The organism is Arthrobacter sp. SDR-2R, assembly GCF_057747955.1.
Genome location: NZ_CM173231.1, coordinates 1,720,936 through 1,747,429 on the forward strand (window position 1 = coordinate 1,720,936; position 26,494 = coordinate 1,747,429).

A 26,494-nucleotide genomic window follows, 5' to 3' on the forward strand; every position below is an offset into this window, starting at 1 on the left:
GAAGGATGACCGAGTGGAAAACGTAGCAAAGCCCTGGCCGGCACTGTGGTCCCTGGTGATCGGGTTCTTCATGATCCTGATCGACACCACCATCGTGTCCGTGGCCAACCCCCGCATCATGGAGGGGCTGGACGCCGACATCAACTCGGTCATCTGGGTGACCAGCGCCTACCTGCTGGCCTACGCCGTCCCGCTGCTCATCACCGGCAGGCTGGGCGACAGGTTCGGGCCCAAGAAGCTCTACCTCTCCGGCCTGGTGGTCTTCACCCTCGCCTCGCTGTGGTGCGGCCTCTCAGGCGACGTCCGGATCCTGATCGCCGCCCGTGTCCTCCAGGGCCTTGGCGCCGCGATGATGACGCCCCAGACCATGGCCGTGATCACCCGGATCTTCCCGCCGGACCGCCGCGGCTCAGCCATGGCGGTCTGGGGCGCAACAGCGGGCATGGCGACGCTCGTCGGGCCCATCCTTGGCGGCGTCCTGGTGGACGGCCTGGGCTGGGAGTGGATCTTCTTCATCAACGTGCCCATCGGCGTCGTGGGCTTCATCCTGGCGCTGCGCAACGTCCCGGCCCTGAGCACCCATCCGCACCGCTTCGATATTCCCGGCGTCCTGCTGAGCGCCGTCGGGCTGTTCCTTCTGGTGTTCGGGATCCAGGAGGGCGAAACCTACAACTGGGGCACCATCACCGGGCCCATCAGCGTGTGGGGCCTGATAATCGCCGGCATCGTGGTGCTGGCTGTCTTCGTCCTGTGGCAGCGGTTCAACAAGGGCGAGCCGCTGCTGCCGCTGGCGCTGTTCCGGGACCGCAACTTCTCGCTGGCCAACATCGGGATCACCACCGTCGGCTTCACGGTGACCGCCTTCAGCCTGCCGCTGATCTTCTACTACCAGCTGGTCCGGGGCCTAACCCCCACACAGTCCGCCCTCATGATGGTGCCCATGGCACTGATCTCCGGCGGGCTTGCACCCGTGGTGGGCAAGCTGGTGGACCGCGTGAACCCGAAGTTCATCACGGCCACCGGGCTGGTGCTCATGGCGGTGGCGCTGCTGTGGAACTCGGTCCTGATGCAGCCGGATACGCCCATCCTGATGTTCCTGCTGCCCAGCGCCGTCCTGGGCTTCGCCAACGCCGGCATTTGGGCCCCGCTGAGCACCACTGCCACCAGGAACCTGCCGCCGCGCCAGGCGGGTGCCGGTTCGGGCGTGTACAACACCACCCGCCAGATCGGCGCGGTGCTGGGCAGTGCGGCCATCGCTGTGTTGATCCAGTCGCGGCTGGCCGCCGAGCTTCCCTCGGGAGGGCCGGGCGGGTCCGCCGGGGAAGGACTGGCAATGGGTGGCTCGCTGCCCGGGTTCCTGCACGCCGGATTCTCGACCGCGATGGGCCAGTCCATCCTGCTGCCCGCCGGAGTGATCCTGGTGGGGGCGGCGGTGGCACTGTTCTTCGCCAAGCCGCAGCCGGTCCAGGGCTGGGGGACGCAGGGCCAGGACCAGGCGTCAGCGAAGGTGGACGCTGGTCTGGATTCCGCCGGCTGAGAGGCCAAGCTGCCTGGCCAGTGCCAGGCAGCCGGTGTTGCTGACGTCCGCACGCCACTGCAGCGTCAGCCCGGCGGCGAGGGCCTCGTGCGCCGCGATGGACGCGGCCAGCGAGCCCAGGCCGCGCCGCCGCCATTCCGGGTCCACCAGTACGCCCATGTTGGCCAGCAGGCCCTCCCATTCGCCGTACGCACCGCAGGCCAGGGGCACGCGCCTGCCGTCCTGCTCATGCACGATGGTGTAGCGGTTTTCGAGGTCGGAGAGCCCCACTTCGTTGACGTCGTCCGGCGGGCAGCGGCCCTCCAGTTCAATGGCCTCCGGGTTCCCGTGCGAGACCGTGAGTTCCCCGGAGGGCTGCTGCAGCGGCAGGTCGTCGGCGAAGAACAGGGCGGCAGCGCCGAGCCCATGGCCGCCCCGGTCCCTGGTCAGTTTCAGCAGCGTGACGTGCTGGGCCATCTCCTCGTCCGGAATGTCCGTTGCGGCTTCGATGACGCTCTGCGGGCCCACCAGCGCGGAACTGCCAAACAACCGGACGAACTCGACGGTCCGGGCCGATTCGTCCGCCCGGACGATCCTTGCCCCGGAGACCAGGGCGTCCCCGAACGCGTCGTCGTCAAGGCCCAGCCGGCGTGCCCACGCCAGCTGGATGATGGCCGCTGAGCCGGGATCGAGTGTCATGGTCCCAGCCTAGGGCGGCCCACTGACTTAGCCGAACAGGACCGCGGCTTCGTCGTAGCGGTTTTGCGGGACGGTCTTCAGCTGGCCCAGGGCCTCTTCGAAGGCAACGTGCCGGATGTCGGTGCCCTTGAGCGCCACCATGGTGCCCCAGTAGCCTTCCACCACGGAATCGATGGCAGCCATGCCAAGCCGGGTGGCCAGGACCCGGTCGAAGGCCGACGGGACGCCGCCGCGCTGGATGTGGCCCAGGATGGTGGCGCGAGTTTCAATGCCGGTGCGTGCCTCCAGTTCGGGGGCGAGCTGGTCCGCGATGCCGCCCAGCCGGGGACGGCCGAAGGTGTCCAGGCCGCGCTCGGAGTGCGGGCTTTCCATGTGTTCGGGTACGAAGCCTTCGGCCACCACCACCAGGGGCGCGCGGCCACGATGATGGGCTTCCTTGACCCATTCGGTGATCTGCTCGATGCTGACCTTCTGCTCCGGGATCAGGATGGCGTGCGCGCCTGCGGCCATGCCGGCGTGCAGGGCGATCCAGCCCACGTGCCGGCCCATCACTTCGGCGATCATGCAGCGGTGGTGGGATTCGCCGGTGGTGCGGAGCCGGTCGATGGCTTCGGTGGCGATCTGCACGGCAGTGTCGAACCCGAAGGTGTAGTCGGTGGCGTCAAGGTCGTTGTCAACGGTCTTGGGGACGCCGACGATCTTGAGTCCGGCGTCGGTCAGGCGCTTGGCGGCGGCGAGTGTTCCCTCACCACCGATGGCGATGATGGCGTCGATGCCCAGCCGGTCCATGTGGGCCTTGATGGCCTCGGGGCCGCCGCCGTTTTCGAACGGGTTGGTGCGGGAAGTGCCAAGGATGGTGCCGCCCTGCTTGGCGATGCCGCGGACCATGGTGCGGGGGATGTCGATGATGTCCCCCTCCACCACACCCCGCCATCCATCGCGGAATCCGACGAATTCCTGGCCGTGGACGGCGATGCCCTTAAGCACGGCGCCTCGGATCACGGCGTTCAGTCCGGGGCAGTCGCCACCGCTGGTGAGGATTCCAATTTTCATGTTCGGCTCAAATCCTGGAGAGAAGGTTTACAGGCAGAGCGCCACGCTGAGCTCACCTAGAAGTGTAATGGGGTGTGTGGGGTACGACACAAACCGGTTACATGGGGGTGCCCGGGCCGGGCAGTGCCGGGACAGGAAAGGCCCCTGCTGTCGGGGAGTGTCCGCGAAAGCAGGGGCCGTGGTCGTGGCCGATTTATGGTGCCGGCGCCAGTGTGTCCGGCGCCGGCGATTTGGCTGGTCAGGGCCGGTTGAGCGACCGGCGGTCCAGGAACGTCTGGAGCAGGATCTCGTTGCGCTGGTCCGGGAGGATCACCCAGGCCAGGAGGTAGAAGATCACGGCAGGTCCGGGGAGCAGGCAGAACAGCAGGAATGCGATGCGGACGTAGGCGACGTCGACGTTGAGCTTGGCCGCGATGCCGCCCAGCACTCCGCCGAGCCACCGCTGTGGGCCGCGCTGCAGGCCAAGGCCCCTGACAATGCTGAAGAACTTATCCATGGTTCAAGACTTCCCTGTAGTTGATGCGTTGTCACGTTTGCGGGCTGAGAGCAGGCCGCCGGCCACCAGGGCCACACCTGCGCCGATCATGAGGCCGATCAGGACGTAGGTGCCATTGAGTGTCACGATGCCCAGCTGCGCCACGATGATGAGTGCGGCCAGCGCCAGGACGATCAGTCCCCACACCACCGTCCCCACCCTCGCCGGTGCCGGTCCGGCGGGGTCTTGGCCCGCCGTCGTCGGAATGTTGCTGCTGTCCATGTCAGTTGCCTTCCTGGATTGTGACGTTGCTGAACGTGCCGTCGATCCGCACCACCAGGTGGTTGCCGGGCTTGTCCGCGTTGTAGCTGCTTTCACGGGTGGTGGTGCCGCCGCGCTGGCCGGTGGCCTCGTTAAGGTTTCCCATGGTCATGTCCGCCTTGATGTCGACGGGCAGGTTCTGCGGGATCACCACGGTCACGTTGCTGGCGGTGATGTCCAGGGGAACCACGACGTCGGACGTCAGGGGGGCGGTGGGTGACAGGCCCGTGAGGTCCACGGTGCCCCGCCCGGCGGTGATGTCGATGCCGCCGCGTGCCTCCTCAATGCTTGCGGGGTTCCAGTCCACCTGCTGGAAACGCATCCGGCCGTCGTCCAGCGTGTTGTAGATGCCGCCGGTAACCAGGGCGATTACGGCAAAGAGGCTCAGGACGCCGGAGGTGCGGCCGCGGAAACCCGCCACCAGGATGCCCAGGCCTAGCACTGCTGCCGCGCTGGCCCACACGATGGCGTTGGCGGAGCCGCCCAGGTCGATGATGTTTGCGGCATCCAGCGCCTTGAGGCCACCGCCCACTACCAGGGCCGAGCCCGTGGCGATGGCGACGGCGGGAGCGCCGGGGCCGGACGGCCGGGGCTTTGGCGGTTGCGGGGGCACCCACGGTGCGGGGTAGCTGCTTCCACCGGGAACGCCGCTGCCCGGCCCGCCTGTGCCCGGCCCGCCTGTGCCCGGCCCGCCTGGGCCTGTGCTGCTTGAACCGGTGCCGTTTGGGCCGGCGGAGGTGCCTCCGACACCGGTTCCGATAGGAGTGCCGTGTCCGCCCGGGCCATAGATACCGGTGGACGCTGAGCTGGTGGGGCCGCCGCTGTACCGGGGCGCCGCCGGGAAGCCGGGCGCCGGCCCGGAGGGCGTGCCTGCGGAGAACGACGAGGTGTAGTCCGCGCCCGGGCGTCCGGCCGGGTGGCCCGCGCCGGGGGCTGCCGGCGTGTGGCCGGCCATGGTGGGGTGGGACTTGTTGCGCTGGGAAAGGTAGTAGACCAAATAGATTGCGCCGGCCACCCAGAAGACGGTCCAGAGCAGTCCGCTGAGGCCGTTATGGCTCCAGCCCCAGAAGCCTCCGCCCAGGCCGGTGAGACCCAGGACCGTGGCAATCAGGGAGCCCGTCATGCCACTGGACCAGCGTCCGGCGCCGGCTTCCTGGACGTGGATCCGGCCGTCCGGTTCCGGCAGGAACGCCCATGCCAAGCCATAGAAGAACACGCCAATGCCGGCCAGGAGAGTGAGGACAATGAAGGCGCCGCGGATGATGATCGGGTCCACGTTCAGCCGGTGGGCGATTCCGCTGCAGACGCCGCCGACCCAACGGTCGTTGCCCCGGTAAATGCCGTTGCTGCGGATCCAGCCGAAGAAGTCGGTGGAAGGAGTTGGGGCGGTGGGGCTGCTGCGGTAGGCATAGCCCTGGGTGTTATCAGCGGGATCAGGGCCCGGTCCGGCACCCGGATCAGCTGAGGGACCGGCGCCAAGACCGCCTGACGGGCCGGCCGCGGGACCGGCACCCGGGCCAACCTCAGGCTCCGGAGGCGTTGCAGGGGAGGACGGCAGCGGCTCCGTGGGCCGCTCGCTGTCGGATCCGGGGATGGCCCCGGCAGGGTGTTCGTCGTCAGGGGAGGGGGTCTGCGAGTTCATACCTCGATCCTCCCGTCCGGGCGGGTCGCCGCTCTACTGGGGGATACCCTGAACGGCCCCTGAGCTGTCCCCGGTAAGCGGCCGGATACGGTCCGGGCAACCCTGATCCGTGTTTGGATTGATCCATGACAACCCTCCCGGTGCGCCCGCCCCTGGCACGGAGCAGCGACCGTGTCATCGCCGGCGTCTGCTCCGGCCTCGCCGCGCACCTGGGCTGGCCGGTCAAGAATGTCCGGCTGGGCATGGTCCTCGCCTCCTTCGCCGGCGGGGCCGGCCTGGTCTTCTACGCATGGCTCTGGATCATGGTGCCCACCGCGGATGAGGCCGCGCGCCGCAACGCCCGCCGGCCGGCGTCGCCCATTGCTCCCGCCGTCAGCCAGCTGGGACCGGGCCAGCAGCAGCAGGCCCAGCCGGCGCAGGAGACGGCGTCCGACGGCGGAACACCAGCAGGTGCCGATGGGCCCGTTCCGGCCGGAGCGGGAGCCTCCGGAGAGCCCCCTTGGTTCCGGGCGCGCGGGATGCGGTACGGCAAGGAAATCCTGCTGGGCTGCGGGCTCCTGCTGGTGGCCGGCATCATGATTGCGCAGATGCTGGGCGTGGACGTGTCCCTGGGGACGCTGATCCCGGCTGCAGCTGTGCTGGGCGGCGCGTCGATCGCCTGGATGCAGCTGGATGAGACGCGCCGCGCAGGGCTGGTGGACAAGACCAAAGCGGACCAGGCCGGCGGGTGGGGCAGGCTCGCTGCAGGACTGGCGCTGGTGGTGGCAGGGGTCCTGGTGATGGTGTCCGGCTCGGGCTCCTGGGAACAGACCTGGCTGGCGCTGTTGGCGTCCGTGGCCGTCCTGGGCGGCGTGGTGCTGGTCCTGTTGCCGTGGGCGCTGAAGTTCTGGCGGGACCTGGAATCGGAACGAGCCGGCCGGATCCGGGAGACGGAACGGGCGGAGATCGCTGCCCACCTCCACGATTCCGTGCTGCAGACACTGGCCCTGATCCAGCGGCGCGCCGGCAACGAGCATGACGTGGTCCGCCTGGCCCGTGCCCAGGAACGCGAGCTGCGCGGCTGGCTGTTCCAGGACCCCGGCCGTGAAAGCGGTCAGCTTTCAGACCGGATCAAGGCTGTTGCGGCGGAGGTGGAGGACCTGCTTGGCAACGCCGTGGAGGTGGTCACCGTGGGTGACGCCGCCATGACCGAGGCGCACGAAGCAATGGTCCAGGCAAGCCGGGAGGCCATGCTCAACGCCTCGCGGCACGGCGGCGGAACCGTCTCGGTCTACCTTGAGGCATCGGACGGGCAGGCTGAGATCTTCATCAAGGACAGGGGACCCGGTTTCCAGCTGGGGGACGTCCCGGCGGACCGCCTCGGTATCAGGGAATCGATCATCGGCAGGATGAAACGGCATGGCGGCTCGGCGGCCATCCTCAGCACGGGGGATGGTACCGAGGTCCGCCTGAGGCTGCCGGCTGCAGCAGAACACGCGGAAGGAAAATCATGAACACGACCCAGGAGACAAGTACCGGAAGCGCCCGGCCGGCAAACTCCGTGAGGGTGGTCATCGTGGACGATCACGCCATCTTCCGGTCCGGGCTGAAAGCTGACCTCGACGCCGGCATCCAGGTGGTGGGGGAGGCCGCCACCGTTGAACAGGCCATTGCCGTGATCGCCCAGCAGCGGCCCGACGTCGTTCTTCTCGATGTCCACCTGCCCGGAGGACTGGGCGGCGGCGGCCGGGAAGTCATCGCCGGCTCCGCCGCGCTCCTGTCCACCACCCGTTTCCTGGCATTGAGCGTCTCCGACGCTGCGGAGGACGTGGTGGCCGTCATCCGCGCCGGTGCCCGCGGATACGTCACCAAGACCATCTCCGGTGCCGAGATCACCGACGCCGTGTTCCGGGTGGCCGGCGGCGACGCGGTCTTCTCCCCACGCCTTGCCGGGTTCGTCCTGGACGCCTTCGGCACCGCTCCTGCGGATATTGCCGATGACGAGCTGGACAAGCTCTCCGCCCGGGAACTTGAGGTCATGCGCCTCATCGCCCGCGGCTACAGCTACAAGGAGGTGGCCAAGGAGCTCTTCATCAGCATCAAGACGGTGGAGACCCACGTGTCAGCCGTGCTGCGCAAGCTCCAGCTCTCAAGCCGCCACGAACTGACCAAGTGGGCAGCCGAGCGCCGCCTCCTCTAGACGCCCCATCAGATCCTGCGCCTTAAACCCAAACGCCCCATCATCTTTCGGGCCTTAAAACCAAACGCCCCATCAGATCCTGCGCCTTAAACCCAAACGCCCCATCACCAGGTGATGGGGCGTTTGGGTTGTTCCTGCGGAAGGTGATGGAGCGACTACTGGGCCTTGCCCAGGAAGTCCTGCAGGCGCTGGACGCCCGTGGCGAGGTCGTCGTCGCCCAGGGCGTAGGACAGGCGCAGGTAGCCCGAGGGGCCGAAGGCTTCGCCGGGAACCACTGCCACCTCAACCTCGTCAAGGATGAGCGAGGCCAGTTCCGCGGAGGTCTGCGGCGTGGCCGTACCGGACGCGGTCGGGAATTCCTTGCCCAGCAGGGCACGGACGTCCGCGTACACGTAGAAGGCGCCCTTCGGCGTCGGGCATTCCACTCCGTCGATCGCGTTCAGTCCTGCCACGATCGCCTTGCGCCGGCGGTCGAACGCAACCTTCATTTCGTCCACGGCGGTCAGCGGACCCGACACGGCGGCGAGGGCGGCGATCTGCATGATGTTGGACACGTTGGAGGTGGCGTGCGACTGCAGGTTGGTGGCAGCCTTGATGACGTCGGCCGGGCCGATCATCCAGCCCACGCGCCACCCGGTCATGGCGTACGTCTTGGCAACGCCGTTGAGGATGACCACCTTGTCGCCCAGTTCGGGGGCCGCGGTGGCGATCGACGTGAACGGCACGCCGTCGTAGGTCAGGTGCTCATAGATTTCGTCCGTGACCACCCACAGGCCCTTGGCGGCGGCCCACTTGCCGATTTCCGCCACCTGCTCAGGGGAGTAGACGGCGCCGGTGGGGTTCGACGGCGAGACGAACAGCAGGATCTTGGTGCGGTCCGTCACGGCTGCTTCGAGCTGTTCGACGGTCACCAGGTAGTCCTGTTCGGGGCCGGCGAAAACCTCCACGGGGACGCCGCCGGCGAGCCGGATGGCCTCCGGGTACGTGGTCCAGAACGGGGTGGGAACGATGACTTCGTCGCCCGGATCCACCAGGGTGGCGAAGGTGTTGTAGACGGCCTGCTTGCCGCCGTTGGTGACCAGGACCTGGGAGGGGTCCACCTGGTAGCCGGAATCGCGGAGGGTCTTCTCGGCGATGGCCTTCTTCAGCTCGGGCAGGCCGCCGGCGGGGGAGTAGCGGTGGAACTTGGGCTGCCCTGCAGCCTCGATGGCCGCCTGCACGATGTAGTCCGGGGTGGGGAAGTCGGGTTCACCCGCGCCGAAGCCAATAACGGGCCGGCCAGCTGCCTTCAGCGCCTTGGCCTTGGCATCGACGGCCAGGGTTGCGGATTCGGCAATTGCGGAAATGCGTTGGGAAACGCGGGCGGCAGACATGGCAGGTCCGTTCTTCGCTTGCAGCCGGGTGGCTGGAATGTGGGATTCGACGAGTTCTACTCTATGCTGTTCACCGGACCCTCCGGGGAGCCGGTTTTGATTTATGACTGCCCTGCGCAGCACCTTTCAGGCCGGACTTCGGACGGACCGGGCCGGGCTGGTTTTACCTACGCGAAGTTCTTGCGTAGACTGGTTCACCGGTGTTGAAACACGGATGATGACGTGCGCCCCAGTTCAAGCTGGTGTTGGGTCGTCAAAGAGTGGAATTCACTCCATAGGGTAGTGGCGCAATTGGTAGCGCAGCGGTCTCCAAAACCGCAGGTTGCAGGTTCGAGTCCTGTCTGCCCTGCGCAAGCTGCTCCGGGCGAAAGCCCGGGGCAGGCGCAGCAACCATGGTTCTGATCAGGGCCGGGTAATCCACCATTGCAAAGATGAGCGAGGACCAGGTGACCGAAACAGCTGCCAGCAGCTCCAAGGGCCGCCCAGCTAAGAAGGAAGCCAAGGCAAACTTCTTCGCCCGCATTGCACTCTTTGTCCGCCAGATTATCGGCGAACTGAAGAAGGTTGTTGCCCCCACCCGCAAGGAACTGATCAACTACACGCTCGTGGTGCTGGTGTTCGTGGCCATCATGATGGTCATCGTCAGCCTGCTGGACATTGGTTTCGGAACCGCTGTCAGCTGGATCTTCGGCGGTACCGGCCCCAAGGACAGCTAAGGCTGCACAGTCCGCAGGCCGCGTGTTCCATCCGGGAAACCGGAAGGGATGCGCCGGTGTGCGGGATTGAGCCATTTAAATAGGCATGTTAGGCAATGAGGAAGCAGGAGACCAAGTGTCTGAGCAGGAGCTCGAGGTAACCGAGACGGGGCTGGAAGAATCCCCGGACGTCACGGCAGAAGCCGGTGAAGAGTCCGAGGTTGAGTCCTCCACGCCCGAATCCGACGACGCCGCCTCCGACGTGGTAGTTGCTGCCGAAGGCGATGCATCAGACGCTGACGGGGAAGACGAGTCCGCCGACGCCCTCGCCGCCGCGGCAGCAGCTGCAGCCGTGGATCCCGCTGAGGAGTTCAAGGCCAAGCTGCGCCGTCAGGAAGGTGACTGGTACGTCATCCACTCGTACGCAGGTTACGAAAACCGCGTGAAGGCCAACCTTGAAACCCGCATCCAGACCCTGGACATGGAAGATTACATCTTCGAAATCCAGGTGCCCATGGAAGAAGTCGTGGAGATCAAGAACGCCCAGCGCAAGGTGATCAACCGCGTCCGCATCCCCGGCTACGTCCTGGTCCGCATGGACCTGACCGACGCCTCCTGGGGCGCCGTCCGCCACACCCCCGGCGTCACCGGATTCGTGGGCAACGCCCACAACCCGGTCCCGCTGCGCCTTGACGAGGTCTTCTCCATGCTCGCCCCTGTCTTCGAAGAGGAACAAGCCGAGAAGGGCAAGCCGGTCAACAAGCAGAACCAGGCTCCCGTGGCCGTCGACTTCGAGGTCGGTGAATCCGTCATCGTCAAGGAAGGTCCCTTCGAGACCCTTCCCGCCACGATCTCCGAGATCAAGCCCGAGTCCCAGACCCTCGTGGTGCTGGTCTCCATCTTCGAGCGCGAAACGCCCGTCACCCTGGCGTTCAACCAGGTCACCAAGATCTGAGAATCCTAGAATTCGTCCCGGCGCCGCCCGCTTAGCTGCACCGGAACGGCCGGCCGCCTTGCCATGGCGGCCAAAAACCTGAGGCACGCTCCTGTGCCCCAGGACGTTATTGAGAGAAGGACCCTACATTGGCTCCCAAGAAGAAGGTCACCGGCCTCATCAAGCTGCAGATCCAGGCAGGTGCCGCCAACCCGGCCCCGCCGATCGGTCCTGCGCTTGGCCAGCACGGTGTCAACATCATGGAATTCTGCAAGGCGTACAACGCTGCGACGGAAGCCCAGCGCGGAAACGTCATCCCCGTGGAAATCACGGTCTACGAAGACCGTTCCTTCACGTTCATTACCAAGACCCCGCCGGCTGCAGAACTCATCAAGAAGGCTGCAGGCGTCGCCAAGGGTTCAGCAACTCCGCACACCGTCAAGGTTGCCAAGCTGACCCAGGCCCAGGTCAACGAGATCGCCTCCACCAAGATGGAAGACCTCAACGCCACCAGCCTCGAAGGCGCAGCGAAGATCATCGCCGGCACCGCCCGCTCCATGGGCATCACCGTCGAGGGCTAACCACCCTTCCCGCTGTCCAGCGTCAGGTAGTTGACGACGACGGGCGGCACCGCCGGGACACCGGCACCAAACACATTGAAATGTTGGTCATCCGGGCCGGATAACGAACCGGATCACCGACTGTGGCAGGGCCCAGCGCGGTCCGCAGACCACAACTGCACAAGGAGAAATAAGCAGCATGGCAAAGCGCAGCAAAGCATATGAGGCAGCAGCCGCCAAGATCGACGCGGAGAAGCACTACGCGCCGTTCGAGGCAGTAACGCTGGCCAAGGACACCAACCCGTCCAAGTTCGACGCCACGGTTGAGGTTGCCTTCCGCCTCGGCGTTGACCCCCGCAAGGCCGACCAGATGGTCCGCGGCACCGTCAACCTGCCCCACGGCACCGGTAAGACGGCCCGCGTCCTGGTCTTCGCCACGGGCGACAAGGCTGAGGCCGCAATCGCAGCCGGCGCCGACTTCGTTGGTTCCGACGACCTGATCGAAAAGATCGCCGCCGGCTGGACCGACTTCGACGCCGCCGTTGCCACCCCTGACCTCATGGGCAAGGTTGGCCGCCTCGGTAAGGTCCTGGGTCCGCGTAACCTGATGCCGAACCCCAAGACGGGCACCGTGACCCCCGACGTCACCAAGGCCGTCAACGACATCAAGGGTGGAAAGATCGACTTCCGGGTCGACAAGCACTCCAACCTGCACTTCATCATCGGCAAGGTTTCCTTCGACGCCGTGAAGCTGGCCGAGAACTACGCAGCCGCACTGGAAGAGGTCCTTCGCCTCAAGCCGTCCGCATCCAAGGGCCGCTACATCCAGAAGGCCACCGTGGCCACCACGTTCGGCCCGGGCATCTCCGTTGACCCCAACGTCACCAAGGTGCTCACCGAGGCGTAAATCCTCAGCAGCGTCCCGTGCCTTCCGGCACTTCTGAAGGGACCGTCCGGCTACCAGCCGGGCGGTCCCTTCAGGCGTTAAAGGCCGCTTGCGCACCCTCGACAGCCGTCCACGGCTGGCTACGCTTGGGGAATGACGCAGCCGAACGCCCTGGTGATTTCCGCCGTCGTTGTTCCTCCGTCAACCGAGGGCGGCAGCGACTTTCAGGACTTCAACGACTGCCAGTCAATGCGGGAAGCGCACGAACTGCAGACATGGGGCGACCTTGACCGTGGCTACACCTACGCGGAGGAGGTGGAACACTGGCGCGGCACCGCATACGAGGCGCGGCACCTCTTTGTCGCCCGGCTGGGCAAGGAACCGGTGGGCATGTGTTCGGTGACGCTGCCCCTGCGGGAGAACACCGCCACGGCAGGGATCAACGTCCTGGTGGCGCCGGCCTTCCGGCGGCGCGGGCTGGGGCGGCGGCTCCTTGACCACGCGGAGAAGGTGGCCCGCGCCAACAACCGGACGTCGCTGGATGGCTACTTTGAACTCCCTGCCCGCCTGGTGGATGACGCGGGTCCGCTGGTACCTGCCATGTCGCGGGCCGGGGGACTTCCTTTGGCTGACCCGGCCACCTCCTTCGCCCTGTCCGCCGGGTACCGGCTGGAACAGGTGGAGCGTTCCAGCCGGCTCGACCTCCCCGTTCCGGGACAACTGCTGGCGCGGCTGGAGGCTGATGCCCTCAGCCACGCCGGCCATTATGGGCTGACGGCCTGGGACGTGCACTGTCCGGACCCGTTGATCGCCAGGTACGCCGCCCTGCGGGCACAAATGAGCACCGATGCGCCCACCGCCGGGATGGACTGGGAACGCGAGGACTGGGACGCCGCCCGCGTCCGGGACGATGAGCAGGCGCTGGCCAGGAGCGGCGTGCACTCATCCGTGGCGGCGGCCCTGCACCCCCGCACCGGTGAGCTGGTGGCCTATACCGTCCTGACCTGGCGGCCGCTGGTGCCGGGGTCGCTGCTCCAGCAGGACACCCTGGTCTCGGAGGAACACCGCGGCCACCGGCTGGGCATGCTGGTCAAGGTGGCCAACCTCCGCCGCGCACAGGAAAAGTGGCCCCGGGCGCGCTCGGTCCTGACATGGAATGCCAGCGAAAACCAGCATATGCTGGCGATAAATACCGCACTTGGATTCAGGCCCGCTGGCTATGAAGGTGAGTGGCAGAAACGGCTGGGATGATGCCCGAATGGCAATAGACGTAAAGATCGAGCAGCTTTGGATCCCCGACTCACTGGACACCCCCGACGCAGCGGACTTCCTTGCCGCCGTCGAAGTCGGCCGCAAGGTGCGGATGGCCACGTGGGGCAGCGACGATCTGGCTTACGGTCCACTGGAGAAGCTGCTTGAGTTCGCGGATCCGTATGAGCGCCAGCTGATCCTCGTGGCCAAGGTGGATGGCACCATTGTGGGAACGGTGGACATTGCACTGCCGCTGACTGACCACCTGGACCTCGCCGAACTCACTTTGGACATCCTCCCCGAGTACCAGCGGCAGGGCGTGGGACGGCGGCTGCTGGAGGCAGCCGAACAACTGGCAAGGGGGGAAGGGCGCAGCATGATCCTGGTGGACACCAACCACCCCGGCGCGTCCCTGTCTGAGTTTGAACAGGCCCTGCTGGTTCCCGGTACCGGCCAGGGGTTCGTGCCGCTGGAGAGCCGCGAAGTGGAGTTCGCGCAGAAGACCGGATACACGCTGCAGCACATCGAGCAGTTCAGCTCCTGCCGCTTGCCGCTGGACAGCAAGCTGGTGGCGGACCTCCAGGCTGAGGCCGACGAAGCAAACAACGGCAGGTACAGGCTGCACCACTGGACCGACCGCTGCCCGGAACGCTGGCTGGAGGCCGTGGCCGTCCTGGAAAACCAGGCCGGGGCCGATTTGGATCCCTCGCTGGACGCGCCCGTTGAGCAGGAGATGGTGTTCGACGGCGGCATCCTGCGGGAGGCGGAGGACGTCGCCATCGCGCAGGGCCGCAGAACGGTGGTCACCGCCGTCGAGCACATCGCCACCGGAGCCCTGGTGGGACTGACCACCATCACCGTGCTGGCGCACCGGGCCGACGTCGTGTTCCAGGACGACACCCTGGTGCTGCAGGAACACCGCGGCAACAAGCTGGGCCTGCTGATTAAGGTGGCCAACATGGAGCGGCTCAGCGAGCAGTTTCCTGACGCCCGCATCATCTACACCTGGAACGCGCCGGAGAACCGGTACCTCCTGACCGTCAACAGGCAGCTCGGCTTCCAGACGGCCGGCGTCACCGGGATCTGGCAAAAGGAGCTCCCCACGTTGCGTGCCAGTACCAGCTGAGCCCCCGATTTGGCGGACCGGCAACGCCTCGCGTAAGCTGGGAGTACCAAAGACCGTCGGTTGTTGGAAATCCACTCTCCTGAACATGGCTCAACTCTGCAGTTGTGCTCCGGGGACCACAGTGGTTTTCCGGACGAAGGACCCTCAACGCAGGGCGGCCGGCGCAGGTGAACGAAGCAAAGCTCCGCGGTACAGCCGTGTTGAGCCAAGCCCCGTGCATCTGCGCGGGGCGTTTTTAGTTTTAGCTCTCTTGAGCGGGGACCGTCGAATACCGGCACTATCCCCGGAAGGAGGGTTATGGCAACGCCTACCAAGGTTTCAGCAGTAGCTGAGATCACTAACGATTTCAAGGAATCGAACGCCGCTGTCCTGACCGAATACCGCGGGCTCACCGTTGCACAGCTCAAGCAGCTGCGTGTTTCTCTCGGCCAGGACACCAAGTTCGCGGTCGTCAAGAACACCCTGACCGCCATTGCAGCCAAGGAAGCCGGCGTCGAAGCATTCGACGGCCAGCTTGCCGGCCCCACTGCAATCGCGTTCATCAAGGGTGACGCAGTTGCCGCTGCCAAGAGCCTGACGGATTTTGCCAAGGCCAACAAGCAGCTGGTCATCAAGACCGGTTACTTCGAGGGCAAGGCGCTGGACGCCACCGAGGTTGCCGCACTTGCTGCCCTCGAGTCCCGTGAGCTGCAGCTCGCCAAGGTTGCAGGTGTCCTCAAGGCACCGGCCGCCGCAGCTGCACGCATCATCGACGCACTGCGCCTCAAGCTTGAAGAAGAGAACGGTGCACCGGCAGCTGCCGAAGCGCCCGCCGCTGAAGAAGCCCCCGCCGCTGAAGCTGAAGCTGCCGCTGAAGCTCCCGCTGCCGAAGAGAACTGATTCTCTTACCCCCACCAGACTCCGGTGCCCCTCAGGCCATGCGCCATTGCGGACACCACAACAGGAAGGACGCCTACCATGGCGAAGCTCAGCAACGAAGAGCTCATTGAAGCTTTCAAGGAACTGACCATCATCGAGCTCTCCGAGTTCGTCAAGCTCTTCGAAGAGACCTTCGAAGTTACCGCCGCTGCTGTTGCAGTTGCCGGCCCCGCCGGTGGCGGAGCTGCTGAAGAGGTTGAAGAGAAGACCGACTTCGACGTCATCCTCGAAGCTGCCGGCGACAAGAAGATTGCAGTCATCAAGGAAGTTCGCGCCATCACCTCCCTCGGCCTCAAGGAAGCCAAGGACCTGGTTGACGGTGCCCCCAAGGCTGTCCTCGAAGGCGCCAACAAGGAAGCTGCCGAGAAGGCCAAGGAGCAGCTCGAGGCTGCAGGCGCCACCGTTACCCTCAAGTAACAACGCCTTTTCCTCAGGAAACCCCGTCCACTCCGGTGGGCGGGGTTTCCTGCTTTAAACGGGTCTCCCGCGTTACGCGGGGTCGCTGATATCCGCCACAACCGCGTCCAGGGCTGCGGTCAGGGCATCGGCGTCAACGAACGCACTGTAGCCATGGGCGCCGGCCCCCATGGAGATCCGTCGCCCAGTGATCGTGGCGTCGGCATAGACCGGCCAGGCGGTGGTGCTCCCCAGCGGAGTGATTGTGCCCCGCTCATAGCCGGTTGCCTCCAGCGCGGCAGCGGCGGGCGGGAGGGACAGCTTGTTGACGCCTACCAGGGCGCGGAGCTTGGGCCAGGAGATCTGCCGGTCGCCCGGGACCAGGGCGAACAAAAAGGTGCCGTCCTTGTGCTTGACCACCAGGGATTTGACGATGTCGGACGGGCTGATGCCCAGGATGCCGGCGGCCTCTTCGAGGCTCTTTGCTGCCGGGCGCTGCACCACGTCAACCTGCAGGCCGCGGGCCGCGGCGTCGGCCAGGAAGCGTTCCCGTCCGACGCCGTCCGTTCCGTTTCCGGATGCGCCCGCCATCAGTCGCGGTACAGCAGGAGGGCCTCGCCCTGCCCGCCCCCGCCGCAGAGGGACACGGCGGCTTTGCCCGTTCCGCGCCGTTTCAGCTCATGGGCCGCATGGGCCGCCAGCCGTGCGCCCGAGGCCCCGATCGGATGTCCCAGCGCGATGGCACCGCCGTGTATGTTGCACTTTTCCAGGGGGTAGTCCAGGTCCTTCAGGGACTGTACCGCCACGGACCCGAAGGCCTCGTTGATCTCGATGAAGTCAAGGTCCGCAGTGCTCCACCCGGCCTTGCCCAAGGCGTTCATGATGGCGTTTGACGGCTGGGAATGCAGGGAGTTGTCAGGGCCGGCCACCTGTCCCGGCTTTCCCACCACGGCCAGGTACTCCAGCCCGTTCTCCTCCGCGTAGCCTCGGGATGCGAGCACCAGGGCGGCGGCGCCGTCGGACAGGGGAGAGGAGTTACCGGCGGTGATGGTGCCATCGGTGACGAACGCTGCGCGCAGGCCTGCCAGCGACTCCACCGAGGTGTTGGGGCGGACGCCCTCGTCGGAATCCACCACCAGGGGCTCGCCCTTGCGCTGCTTCACCCTGATGGGTGCGATCTCGCCGTCGAACGTTCCGTTCTTTGCCGCCAGCGCCGCGCGCTGGTGGGACTGGGCGGCAACGTTGTCCTGCGACGTGCGGTCAATGCCCAGCGTGAGGTTCCGTGTTTCCGTGGACAGGCCCATGGACTGGCCGTCGAAGGCATCGGTCAAGCCGTCATGGGCGGCAGCGTCCAGCGCCTGGATGGAGCCGTACGTCCATCCTTGGCGGGACCCCGGGAGCAGGTGCGGCGCGCGGCTCATCGACTCCTGGCCGCCGGCCACCACCACCGCGGCCTCGCCGGCACGGATCATCCGGGCGGCGTCGATCACCGCCGTCAGGCCTGAAAGACACACCTTGTTGACTGTGACCGCGGGGACGTTCCAGCCGATGCCGGCGCCGACGGCGCTCTGCCGCGCTGGATTCTGCCCCGCACCGGCCTGAAGCACCTGGCCCATGATCACGGCCTCCACGTCGCCGGTGCCGACGCCGCTGGATTCCAGTGCGGCTTTGATGGCGTGGGCGCCAAGGTCCACGGCGGTGAGACTCGAGAGCTGGCCGTTGATCCGGCCCTGCGGAGTCCGTGCTGCCCCGAGGATGACAACGTCACTGTTGTCGGGAGAGTTGCCCATGGTTTTCACTTTCAGTCCGGTTCCGGTGTAAGCCACCAAGGCTATCGTGACCCTGGTCACCCAACTATTCAAACGCTGGAACCCCTATGTGCATTCCTGAATCAGTTCGTTCCACACGCGGCAGGGGAGAGGTACCCATCGGCAGCGTTGTGCACGACGGCGGCCTCTTGCGTAGGGTGGACGGCGAGGCTTTGCAGGGGCACATGCTTTGCAGGGGGACAGATGGTCCGGAGCCGGGACGGACGGAGCGACACAGTGAAGACGACAACTATCGCGGCAGCCACGGCAGCCACCGCCTTGCTGGTGGGCGGAATGATGGCAGCCTGCTCGGTGTCCACCCCGGCGCCGGCGGAATCGGTCCAGTCGACCGCATCGCCGGAGCAGACCCGGGATGCGGCCGGCAGCAGCCCCCTGGCCACCGGCGGCACGGCAAGCCAGGGTGCCAGGGCGGGCGGAACCCGGGAAGCCTGCGAGCTCTTCAACAGGCTGGTGGCGGATTACTCCGCTGTTGCACCCACTGACTCCAAGGGCTATGAGGACGTGTACCTGAAGGCCCAGGACGCCAAGGACACTGTCTCCGGGGATCTGCAGGGACTGTTTGCCTCCCTGAGCCTGCTGGCCATCGACCACTCATCCGCGGCGGAGGCCGGAGCCAAGCCGGCGCCGGAGTCCCAGGACGCGGTGCGGGACGCCGTCTTCGCCAACTCCGCGGCTTGCACGGCGGCGGGCGTCACGCTCAGGCTCTAGCATCCGGGCGGCGCCCTAGGGTTCCCCAAAAATCAGGTGCTTGCAATCCGGCCGGATGTGGGGTAGACACGTAGGTTATTTTGCCGTATCGTAGATATTTGCGTCTTCCCTGTTTACCTTCAGCCTTCATATAGCGGTGGGCTTTGCCTGGCAGCTGGCAATCAACGTGCCGTAACAACGGTCACAGCATAGTCAGTATCAGGTCCCGGGTCATATAGCGGAACCGGATGGTAGCGCTGCGGAGTCACTCCGCAGGGTGCACAGCGGGGGAGATCTGAAAACGCCTGAAGGTCTGTGGAAGGATCCCTCTTGGTCGCCTCGAGCACCTCTAATAACGAAACCGCTAACACTGCCGACAGCACTGATGGTGCCACTCGCCGGCTCTCATTCGCAAAGATTCACGAACCTCTTGACGTTCCGAATCTGCTTGCCCTGCAGACGGACAGCTTTGACTGGCTGGTCGGCAATGAGCGCTGGCAGGCACGCGTGGCAAAGGCTGTCGAAGAAAACGATCTCAGCGTCGCCACCACGTCCGGCCTGTCGGACATCTTCGAAGAGATCTCCCCGATCGAGGATTTCCAGGGCACTATGTCCCTGAGCTTCTCCGATCCGGAGTTCGCTGACCCCAAGTACACCATGGCCGAATGCAAGGACCGGGACGCAACGTACTCGGCTCCGCTGTACGTCAAGGCCGAGTTCATGAACAACAACACGGGCGAAATCAAGCAGCAGACCGTGTTCATGGGTGACTTCCCGCTGATGACCGAGAAGGGCACCTTTGTCGTCAACGGCACCGAGCGTGTCGTCGTCTCCCAGCTGGTCCGTTCCCCGGGCGCCTACTTCGAGCGCGCCGCTGACAAGACCAGCGACAAGGACATCTTCACCGCGAAGATCATCCCGTCCCGCGGTGCCTGGTTTGAGCTCGAGATCGACAAGCGCGACCAGGTCGGTGTCCGCCTCGACCGCAAGCGCAAGCAGTCCGTCACCGTCCTGCTGAAGGCCCTTGGCTGGACCGAAGGCCAGATCCTCGAAGAGTTCGGCCAGTACGACTCCATGCGGGCAACCTTGGAGAAGGACGCCACCGAGACCCGCGAAGACGCCCTGCTGGACATCTACCGCAAGCTGCGTCCGGGCGAGCCGCCCACCGTCGAGGCTGCCCAGTCCCTGCTGGACAACCTGTACTTCAACTCCAAGCGCTACGATCTGGCCAAGGTTGGCCGCTACAAGATCAACCGCAAGCTGGGCATCGACCGCTCCCTTGGCGACAAGGAAGCTTCTGTCCTGCACGTTGAAGACATCGTTGCCATGATCAAGTTCCTCGTCGCGCTGCACGCCGGCGAGAAGACCATCAAGGGCACCCGCGATGGCCAGGAAGTGGACCTGCGCGTCGAAATCGACGACATCGACCACTTCGGCAACCGCCGCATCCGCGCCGTTGGCGAGCTCATCGAGAACCAGGTCCGCACGGGCCTGTCCCGCATGGAGCGCGTTGTCCGCGAGCGTATGACCACCCAGGACGTCGAGGCCATCACGCCGCAGACCCTGATCAACATCCGCCCCGTGGTCGCAGCCATCAAGGAGTTCTTCGGAACCTCCCAGCTGTCGCAGTTCATGGACCAGAACAACCCGCTCTCGGGCCTGACCCACAAGCGCCGCCTGTCGGCCCTTGGCCCCGGTGGTCTGTCCCGTGACCGCGCCGGCATGGAAGTCCGTGACGTGCACCCGTCCCACTACGGACGTATGTGCCCCATCGAAACCCCTGAAGGCCCCAACATCGGCCTGATCGGTTCGCTGGCATCCTACGGACGCATCAACCCGTTCGGGTTCATCGAAACCCCGTACCGCCTGGTCAAGGACGGCGTCGTGTCCGACGACGTCCAGTACCTGACAGCCGACGACGAGGCCGAGGTCCTGATCGCCCAGGCCAACGCGCCGCTGGACGAGAACAACAAGTTCGCTGAAGACACCGTGCTGGTCCGTGCCCGTGGTGGTGGGGGCGAGCCCGTCCTGGTTCCGGCCGCGGACGTTGAGTTCATGGACGTCTCCCCGCGCCAGATGGTGTCCGTGGCTACCGCCCTGATCCCGTTCCTGGAGCACGACGACGCCAACCGCGCACTCATGGGTGCCAACATGCAGCGCCAGGCTGTGCCGCTGGTCCGTTCCGAGGCTCCGTTCGTGGGCACCGGCATGGAGCGCGCTGCCGCCGTCGACGCCGGTGACGTTGTCATCGCCAAGAAGGCCGGTGTGGTCACCGAGGTTTCCGCCGAGCTCGTCATCATGCTCAACGACGACGGCACCGAGACCAACTACCGCATCAACAAGTTCGCCCGCTCCAACCAGGGCAACTGCTACAACCACCGCGTCCTGGTGAACGAAGGCCAGCGCCTGGAAGTTGGCGGCATCATCGCCGACGGCCCGGCAACGGACCAGGGCGAGCTCGCACTGGGCAAGAACCTGCTCGTGGCATTCATGTCATGGGAAGGCCACAACTTCGAGGACGCCATCATCCTCTCGCAGCGCATCGTTGCCGAGGACGTCCTTTCCTCCATCCACATCGAGGAGCACGAGATCGATGCCCGCGACACCAAGCTTGGTGCCGAGGAGATCACCCGTGACATCCCCAACGTGTCCGAGGAAGTCCTTGCAGGCCTGGACGAGCGCGGCATCATCCACATCGGTGCCGAGGTTGAAGCAGGGGACATCCTGGTTGGAAAGGTCACCCCGAAGGGTGAAACCGAACTGACCCCGGAAGAGCGCCTGCTGCGCGCCATCTTCGGTGAGAAGTCCCGCGAAGTCCGCGACACCTCCCTGAAGGTGCCCCACGGCGAGTCCGGCACCGTCATCGGCGTCCGCGTCTTCGACCGCGACAACGACGACGAGCTGCCCCCGGGCGTGAACCAGCTGGTCCGCGTCTACGTGGCCGCCAAGCGCAAGATCACCGACGGCGACAAGCTCGCCGGCCGCCACGGCAACAAGGGTGTTATCTCCAAGATCCTCCCCGTTGAGGACATGCCCTTCCTTGCAGACGGCACCCCCGTTGACATCGTCCTGAACCCGCTGGGTGTTCCGGGCCGTATGAACGTGGGGCAGGTGCTCGAAACCCACCTTGGCTGGGTTGCCAAGACCGGTTGGAAGATCGAAGGCGAGCCGGAGTGGGTCAAGCAGCTGCCGAACCTGCCGCGCGAGAGTGGTCCCACCACTGTTGCAACGCCGGTGTTCGACGGTGCCCGCGAAGAGGAAATCACGGGCCTGCTGGATTCCACCAACGTGACCCGCGATGGTGAGCGCCTGATCAACTCCTCCGGCAAGACCCGCCTGTTTGACGGCCGCTCCGGCGAGCCGTTCCCGGATCCGATCTCGGTCGGCTACATGTACATCCTGAAGCTCCACCACCTGGTGGACGACAAGATCCACGCACGCTCCACCGGCCCGTACTCCATGATCACGCAGCAGCCGCTGGGTGGTAAGGCACAGTTCGGTGGCCAGCGCTTCGGTGAAATGGAAGTGTGGGCGCTCGAAGCTTACGGCGCCGCCTACACGCTCCAGGAACTCCTCACGATCAAGTCGGATGACATCCACGGTCGTGTGAAGGTCTACGAAGCAATCGTCAAGGGCGAGAACATCCCCGAGCCGGGCGTTCCCGAATCCTTCAAGGTCTTGATCAAGGAAATGCAGTCGCTGTGCCTGAACGTGGAAGTCCTTTCCACGGACGGAACCACAATTGAAATGCGTGACTCTGATGACGCAGTCTTCACGGCTGCGGAGGAACTGGGCATCGATCTGTCTCGCGCAGAGCCCAGCTCCGTAGAAGAGGTCTAGCAGGAGGTTTGCGACGGCGGGTGACCACCCGCCGTCGTACGCCCCCTCCCTCATCCCGCACCAAGACTTCAGAATTTAGAGAACAAGAGAGAACAGGGACCATATGTCCAGCGAATCCTCCTTCGGCCTCATGCAGATCGGCCTCGCCACCGCGGAAGACATCCGCGGCTGGTCGTACGGCGAGGTTAAGAAGCCGGAAACCATCAACTACCGCACGCTCAAGCCCGAGAAGGACGGCCTCTTCTGCGAGAAGATCTTCGGCCCGTCCCGGGACTGGGAATGCTACTGCGGCAAGTACAAGCGTGTGCGCTTCAAGGGCATCATCTGTGAGCGCTGTGGCGTTGAAGTCACCCGCGCCAAGGTCCGCCGTGAGCGCATGGGCCACATCGAACTGGCCGCCCCCGTCACGCACATCTGGTACTTCAAGGGTGTTCCGTCCCGCCTGGGCTACCTCCTTGACCTGGCCCCGAAGGACCTCGAAAAGGTCATCTACTTCGCCGCCTACATGATCACCAGCGTCGACGAAGCTGCCCGCCACGAGGAATTGCCCAACCTGCAGGTTGAGCACGACATCGAGAAGAAGCAGCTGATCGACAACCGCGATGCCGACATCGCCGCGATCGCCCGCGACCTCGAAGGCGAAATCGCACGCCTCGAAGGCGAAGGCGCCAAGGCTGCCGACAAGAAGAAGGCCCGCGACTCCGCCGACCGCCAGATGGCCAACGTGCGCAAGCGTGCCGACGCCGACATCGAGCGCCTCGAGCAGGTCTGGGACCGCTTCAAGAACCTGAAGGTCGCCGACCTCGAAGGTGACGAAGGCCTGTACCGCGAACTGCGGGACCGCTACGGCATGTACTTCGAGGGCTCCATGGGTGCCGAAGCCATCAAGAAGCGCCTTGAGAACTTCGACATGCAGGCCGAGTCCGACCTGCTGCGCGACGTCATCGCCAACGGCAAGGGCCAGCGCAAGACCCGCGCCCTCAAGCGCCTGAAGGTGGTCAACGCGTTCCTGACCACCAACAACAGCCCGCTTGGCATGGTCCTCGACGCCGTCCCGGTGATCCCGCCGGAACTGCGCCCCATGGTCCAGCTGGACGGTGGCCGCTTCGCGACCTCCGACCTCAACGACCTCTACCGCCGCGTGATCAACCGCAACAACCGCCTCAAGCGCCTGCTTGACCTGGGTGCTCCGGAGATCATCGTCAACAACGAGAAGCGCATGCTTCAGGAAGCTGTTGACAGCCTCTTCGACAACGGCCGCCGCGGCCGTCCGGTCACCGGACCGGGCAACCGTCCGCTGAAGTCCCTGAGCGACATGCTCAAGGGCAAGCAGGGCCGTTTCCGCCAGAACCTCCTCGGCAAGCGCGTCGACTACTCCGGCCGTTCGGTCATCGTCGTCGGCCCGCAGCTGAAGCTGCACCAGTGCGGCCTGCCCAAGCAGATGGCCCTGGAGCTCTTCAAGCCGTTCGTGATGAAGCGCCTGGTTGACCTCAACCACGCCCAGAACATCAAGTCGGCCAAGCGGATGGTGGAGCGCTACCGCCCGCAGGTCTGGGACGTGCTCGAAGAGATCATCACCGAACACCCGGTGCTGCTCAACCGTGCACCTACCCTGCACCGCCTGGGCATCCAGGCGTTCGAGCCGCAGCTTGTCGAAGGCAAGGCAATCCAGCTTCACCCGCTGGTTTGTGGCGCGTTCAACGCCGACTTCGACGGCGACCAGATGGCAGTGCACCTGCCGCTGAGCCCCGAGGCGCAGGCTGAGGCCCGCATCCTGATGCTGTCCTCGAACAACATCCTGAAGCCCTCCGACGGACGCCCGGTCACCCTGCCTTCGCAGGATATGATCATCGGCCTTTACCACCTGACCACAAAGCGTGTCGGTTCAGCCGGCGAAGGCCGCATCTTCGGTTCGGTTTCGGAAGCCATCATGGCGTTCGATGCCCGCGAGCTGCACCTGAACTCGCAGGTCAAGATCCGCCTCGAAGGCTTCGTGCCCTACGCCGGCTGGGAAGCTCCGGAAGGCTGGGAGCCGGGTCAGCCCGCACTCGTCCAGACCTCCCTGGGCCAGGTCCTCTTCAACGAGACCCTGCCCGAGGACTACCCCTGGGTTGAGGCTGTTGCCGACAAGGGCGAACTGTCCCGCATCGTCAACGACCTTGCCGAGCGCTACCCGAAGGTCGTCACCGCAGCAACGCTGGACAACCTGAAGGATGCCGGTTTCTACTGGGCCACCCGTTCGGGCGTCACCGTCGCCATCTCCGACATCGAGGTCCCGGCCGCCAAGCCGGAAATCCTTGCCGGGTACGAAGAGCGGGCCGCCAAGATCCAGGGCCAGTACGACAAGGGCCTGATCGACGACGACGAGCGCCGCCAGGAACTGATCGAGATCTGGAACAAGGCCACCAACGACATCGCCTCGGTGATGCGCGAAAGCCTGTCCCCGATGAACACCATCAACCGCATGGTGTCCTCAGGTGCACGTGGTAACTGGATGCAGGTCCGCCAGATCGCGGGTATCCGTGGCCTGGTGGCCAACCCGAAGGGTGAGATCATCCCGCGCCCCATCAAGTCCTCCTACCGTGAGGGCCTGTCGGTGCTGGAATACTTCATCGCCACCCACGGCGCCCGTAAGGGCCTGGCCGATACCGCTCTGCGTACCGCCAACTCGGGTTACCTGACCCGTCGTCTGGTGGACGTCTCCCAGGACGTCATCGTCCGCGAAGAAGACTGCGGCACCGAGCGTGGCCTGGTCACGCCCATCGCCGTCGCCGACTCCAACGGTGAGCTCGTCCTGGACGAGAACGTCGAGAACAGCGCCTACGCACGTACGCTGGCCGTCGACGTCGTTGACTCCGAGGGCAACGTCCTCGCAGCCGCCGGCACCGACTGCGGCGACGTCGTCATCGCCGAGCTCTTCAAGGCAGGCATCACTGAGGTCAAGGTCCGTTCCGTGCTCACCTGTGAGTCCAGCGTGGGCACCTGCGCCCTGTGCTACGGCCGTTCGCTGGCCACCGGCAAGACCGTGGACATCGGCGAGGCCGTGGGCATCATCGCCGCACAGTCCATCGGTGAACCCGGTACCCAGCTGACCATGCGTACGTTCCACACCGGTGGTGCAGTTTCCGCCGGTGGTGGCGACGACATCACCCAGGGTCTGCCCCGTATCCAGGAGCTCTTCGAAGCCCGTACTCCGAAGGGTGTCGCCCCGATTGCTGAAGCAGCCGGCCGCATCACCATCGAAGAGTCCGAGCGCCAGATGCGCCTGGTCATCACCCCGGACGACGGAACGGAAGAGATCGCTTACCCGGTCCTGCGCCGTTCACGCCTGCTGATCGAAGACGGCGACCACGTCTCCGTCGGACAGAAGCTGATCAACGGCCCGGTGGACCCCAAGCAGGTCCTGCGCATCATGGGTCCGCGTGCGGCACAGAAGTTCCTGGTGGACGAGGTCCAGGGCGTGTACCGCAGCCAGGGCATCGGTATCCACGACAAGCACGTCGAGGTTATCGTCCGCCAGATGCTGCGCCGCGTCACGGTCATCGAGTCCGGCGAATCGGACCTGCTGCCCGGCGAGCTCGCCGAGCGCAGCCGGTTCGAGGAAGCGAACCGCCGCGTCGTGTCCGAGGGCAAGACTCCGGCTTCCGGACGTCCCGAGCTCATGGGCATCACCAAGGCGTCGCTGGCCACCGAGTCCTGGTTGTCCGCAGCTTCCTTCCAGGAGACCACCCGCGTCCTGACGCAGGCGGCCATGGAAGGCAAGAGCGATCCGCTGCTGGGCCTGAAGGAAAACGTCATCATCGGTAAGCTGATCCCGGCCGGCACGGGCCTCCCGCGCTACACCGAGGTCACCGTCGAGCCCACTGAGGAAGCAAAGGCCAACCTGTTCACCGGCCCCAGCGCATTCAGTGACTTCTCGTACGACACCCTGGGCGGTGACGGAGCTCCCGAGTTCCACGCCATCCCGCTGGATGACTACGACCTGGGCAACGACTTCCGGTAACCAACTCCGGTAGAGCCTTACGAGGGGATGGTCCCGCACCGAAAGGTGGGGGACCATCCGCTTTAACCCCCCGATTAAGGCATGGAGCCTGTCCGTGCTAGACTTGTTACC

General features: G+C 65.5%; 22 protein-coding genes and 1 tRNA gene. 15 read left to right on the forward strand and 8 right to left on the reverse strand.

Features of this window, described 5'->3' with window-relative positions; all coding sequences use genetic code 11:
• Positions 1–13 precede the first annotated feature (13 nt).
• Positions 14–1,537 carry a DHA2 family efflux MFS transporter permease subunit gene (locus AC3ANU_RS08025; protein ID WP_018769108.1) on the forward strand — a complete coding sequence of 508 codons (1,524 nt, stop codon included), beginning with the start codon at positions 14–16 and terminating at the stop codon, positions 1,535–1,537.
• On the opposite strand, the gene AC3ANU_RS08030 is transcribed toward AC3ANU_RS08025, so the two are convergent.
• The 5 genes from AC3ANU_RS08030 to AC3ANU_RS08050 form a co-directional block, all read right to left on the reverse strand.
• Complete coding sequence (locus tag AC3ANU_RS08030; RefSeq protein ID WP_134163695.1) at positions 1,499–2,215, reverse strand: GNAT family N-acetyltransferase; 717 nt, start codon at positions 2,213–2,215, stop codon at positions 1,499–1,501. The genes AC3ANU_RS08025 and AC3ANU_RS08030 overlap by 39 nt on opposite strands.
• A gap of 27 nt (positions 2,216–2,242) precedes the next feature.
• Positions 2,243–3,268, reverse strand: a complete 1,026-nt coding sequence (locus AC3ANU_RS08035; protein ID WP_018769110.1) for an ATP-dependent 6-phosphofructokinase — start codon at positions 3,266–3,268, stop codon at positions 2,243–2,245.
• A 238-nt stretch (positions 3,269–3,506) separates the two neighbouring features.
• Entirely contained in the window at positions 3,507–3,764 is a 258-nt protein-coding gene (locus tag AC3ANU_RS08040; protein ID WP_018769111.1) for a PspC domain-containing protein, read from the reverse strand.
• Positions 3,765–3,767: 3 nt separating this feature from the next.
• Positions 3,768–4,025 (reverse strand): hypothetical protein, encoded by a 258-nt coding sequence (locus tag AC3ANU_RS08045; protein WP_018769112.1) that lies wholly within the window; start codon positions 4,023–4,025, stop codon positions 3,768–3,770.
• 1 nt (position 4,026) lies between these two features.
• The gene (locus AC3ANU_RS08050; protein WP_488315823.1) at positions 4,027–5,706 is read right to left on the reverse strand and encodes a PspC domain-containing protein; all 1,680 of its coding nucleotides are present in this window, start codon (positions 5,704–5,706) and stop codon (positions 4,027–4,029) included.
• 125 nt (positions 5,707–5,831) lie between these two features.
• On the opposite strand from AC3ANU_RS08050, the gene AC3ANU_RS08055 reads away from it, so the two are divergent.
• The gene (locus AC3ANU_RS08055; RefSeq protein WP_488315824.1) at positions 5,832–7,199 is read left to right on the forward strand and encodes an ATP-binding protein; all 1,368 of its coding nucleotides are present in this window, start codon (positions 5,832–5,834) and stop codon (positions 7,197–7,199) included.
• The gene (locus AC3ANU_RS08060; RefSeq protein ID WP_488315825.1) at positions 7,196–7,885 is read left to right on the forward strand and encodes a LuxR C-terminal-related transcriptional regulator; all 690 of its coding nucleotides are present in this window, start codon (positions 7,196–7,198) and stop codon (positions 7,883–7,885) included. Before AC3ANU_RS08055 ends, AC3ANU_RS08060 begins: the two co-directional genes overlap by 4 nt.
• A 155-nt stretch (positions 7,886–8,040) precedes the next feature.
• Here the strand turns inward: AC3ANU_RS08060 and AC3ANU_RS08065 are convergent, their stop codons facing one another.
• Positions 8,041–9,258, reverse strand: coding sequence for a pyridoxal phosphate-dependent aminotransferase (locus tag AC3ANU_RS08065; protein ID WP_018769116.1), 1,218 nt, complete (start codon positions 9,256–9,258; stop codon positions 8,041–8,043).
• Positions 9,259–9,534: 276 nt separating this feature from the next.
• Between AC3ANU_RS08065 and AC3ANU_RS08070 the strand changes: the two genes are divergently transcribed.
• The 9 genes from AC3ANU_RS08070 to rplL all read left to right on the forward strand — a co-directional run bounded on the left by AC3ANU_RS08070 (position 9,535) and on the right by rplL (position 16,045).
• Positions 9,535–9,607 (forward strand) — tRNA-Trp (locus AC3ANU_RS08070).
• Between the two features lie 82 nt (positions 9,608–9,689).
• The gene (secE, locus tag AC3ANU_RS08075; protein ID WP_056388913.1) at positions 9,690–9,974 is read left to right on the forward strand and encodes a preprotein translocase subunit SecE; all 285 of its coding nucleotides are present in this window, start codon (positions 9,690–9,692) and stop codon (positions 9,972–9,974) included.
• Between the two features lie 115 nt (positions 9,975–10,089).
• Positions 10,090–10,908, forward strand: coding sequence for a transcription termination/antitermination protein NusG (gene nusG / locus AC3ANU_RS08080; protein ID WP_018769118.1), 819 nt, complete (start codon positions 10,090–10,092; stop codon positions 10,906–10,908).
• A gap of 128 nt (positions 10,909–11,036) precedes the next feature.
• Positions 11,037–11,468, forward strand: a complete 432-nt coding sequence (gene rplK / locus AC3ANU_RS08085) for a 50S ribosomal protein L11 (RefSeq protein WP_003803853.1) — start codon at positions 11,037–11,039, stop codon at positions 11,466–11,468.
• Positions 11,469–11,646: 178 nt separating this feature from the next.
• Positions 11,647–12,354, forward strand: a complete 708-nt coding sequence (rplA, locus tag AC3ANU_RS08090) for a 50S ribosomal protein L1 (protein ID WP_018769119.1) — start codon at positions 11,647–11,649, stop codon at positions 12,352–12,354.
• A gap of 132 nt (positions 12,355–12,486) precedes the next feature.
• Complete coding sequence (locus tag AC3ANU_RS08095; RefSeq protein ID WP_018769120.1) at positions 12,487–13,584, forward strand: GNAT family N-acetyltransferase; 1,098 nt, start codon at positions 12,487–12,489, stop codon at positions 13,582–13,584.
• Between the two features lie 7 nt (positions 13,585–13,591).
• On the forward strand, positions 13,592–14,710 hold the full coding sequence (locus tag AC3ANU_RS08100; RefSeq protein ID WP_488315826.1) for a GNAT family N-acetyltransferase: 1,119 nt from the start codon (positions 13,592–13,594) through the stop codon (positions 14,708–14,710).
• A 297-nt stretch (positions 14,711–15,007) separates the two neighbouring features.
• Positions 15,008–15,589 (forward strand): 50S ribosomal protein L10, encoded by a 582-nt coding sequence (gene rplJ, locus AC3ANU_RS08105; protein ID WP_018769122.1) that lies wholly within the window; start codon positions 15,008–15,010, stop codon positions 15,587–15,589.
• A gap of 78 nt (positions 15,590–15,667) precedes the next feature.
• Complete coding sequence (gene rplL, locus AC3ANU_RS08110) at positions 15,668–16,045, forward strand: 50S ribosomal protein L7/L12 (RefSeq protein WP_018769123.1); 378 nt, start codon at positions 15,668–15,670, stop codon at positions 16,043–16,045.
• A 72-nt stretch (positions 16,046–16,117) separates the two neighbouring features.
• On the opposite strand, the gene AC3ANU_RS08115 is transcribed toward rplL, so the two are convergent.
• Together AC3ANU_RS08115 and AC3ANU_RS08120 are read right to left on the reverse strand one after the other, a co-directional pair.
• Positions 16,118–16,615, reverse strand: coding sequence for an aminoacyl-tRNA deacylase (locus AC3ANU_RS08115; RefSeq protein WP_056388921.1), 498 nt, complete (start codon positions 16,613–16,615; stop codon positions 16,118–16,120).
• A complete protein-coding gene (locus AC3ANU_RS08120; RefSeq protein WP_478223098.1) occupies positions 16,615–17,814 on the reverse strand; it encodes an acetyl-CoA C-acetyltransferase in 1,200 nt (399 codons plus the stop codon). The genes AC3ANU_RS08115 and AC3ANU_RS08120 overlap by 1 nt, the downstream gene beginning before the upstream one ends.
• 255 nt (positions 17,815–18,069) lie before the next feature.
• Between AC3ANU_RS08120 and AC3ANU_RS08125 the strand changes: the two genes are divergently transcribed.
• The 3 genes from AC3ANU_RS08125 (at position 18,070) to AC3ANU_RS08135 (ending at position 26,383) form a co-directional block, all read left to right on the forward strand.
• On the forward strand, positions 18,070–18,561 hold the full coding sequence (locus tag AC3ANU_RS08125; protein WP_478223099.1) for a hypothetical protein: 492 nt from the start codon (positions 18,070–18,072) through the stop codon (positions 18,559–18,561).
• A 309-nt stretch (positions 18,562–18,870) separates the two neighbouring features.
• Positions 18,871–22,380, forward strand: a complete 3,510-nt coding sequence (gene rpoB, locus AC3ANU_RS08130; protein WP_018769127.1) for a DNA-directed RNA polymerase subunit beta — start codon at positions 18,871–18,873, stop codon at positions 22,378–22,380.
• A gap of 103 nt (positions 22,381–22,483) precedes the next feature.
• Positions 22,484–26,383, forward strand: a complete 3,900-nt coding sequence (locus tag AC3ANU_RS08135; RefSeq protein ID WP_223992294.1) for a DNA-directed RNA polymerase subunit beta' — start codon at positions 22,484–22,486, stop codon at positions 26,381–26,383.
• The last annotated feature ends 111 nt before the right edge of the window (positions 26,384–26,494 follow it).